This is a genomic window from Streptomyces desertarenae, from assembly GCF_042681365.1.
In the GTDB taxonomy this organism is placed as follows: Bacteria; Actinomycetota; Actinomycetes; order Streptomycetales; family Streptomycetaceae; genus Streptomyces; species Streptomyces desertarenae.
The window spans coordinates 1-866 of the sequence record NZ_JBHUFU010000047.1 but is presented as its reverse complement, the minus strand read 5'-3'; the positions used below and the strand labels follow the sequence as shown (position 1 = coordinate 866).

Annotated in this window: 1 protein-coding gene; it reads left to right on the top strand. The window is 72.1% G+C overall.

Annotated elements, in window-relative coordinates; all coding sequences use genetic code 11:
- Window positions 1–866: sulfate adenylyltransferase subunit CysD (cysD, locus tag ACFSJS_RS27895; protein WP_380905281.1), on the top strand; the 866-nt coding region annotated here is incomplete at both ends.

The following is an 866-nucleotide window of genomic DNA, read 5'->3' as shown; positions in this document are numbered from 1 at the left end:
GCCATCTGGACGCGCTGGAGTCGGAGGCGGTGCACATCTTCCGGGAGGTGGCCGGGGAGTTCGAACGACCGGTGATCCTGTTCTCCGGCGGCAAGGACTCCATCGTGATGCTGCACCTGGCGCTGAAGGCGTTCGCCCCGGCGCCGCTGCCCTTCGCGCTGCTGCACGTGGACACCGGGCACAACTTCCCCGAGGTCATCGCCTACCGCGACCGGGTGGTGGCCGAGCACTCCCTGCGCCTGCACGTGGCATCGGTGCAGGAGTTCATCGACCGCGGCGAGCTGCGCGAGCGCCCCGACGGCACCCGCAACCCCCTGCAGACCGTCCCGCTGAACGAGGCGATCCGCCGGCACCGGTTCGACGCGGTCTTCGGCGGCGGGCGGCGCGACGAGGAGAAGGCCCGCGCCAAGGAGCGGGTGTTCTCCCTGCGCGACGAGTTCGGCGGCTGGGACCCGCGCCGGCAGCGCCCGGAGCTGTGGCAGCTGTACAACGGCCGCCACGCGCCGGGCGAGCACGTGCGCGTCTTCCCGCTGTCCAACTGGACCGAGCTGGACGTGTGGCAGTACATCGCGCGGGAGAAGATCGAGCTCCCCGCCATCTACTACGCCCACACCCGCGAGGTCTTCCGCCGCAACGGCATGTGGCTGGCCCCGGGCGACTGGGGCGGCCCCGGGGACGGCGAGACCGTGGAGGTGCGCCGGGTGCGCTACCGCACCGTGGGCGACATGTCCTGCACCGGTGCGGTGGACTCCGACGCCGCCACCATCGAGCAGGTCATCGCGGAGATCGCGGCCTCCCGGCTGACCGAGCGGGGCGCGACCCGGGCCGACGACAAGCTGTCGGAAGCCGCCATGGAAGACCGCAAG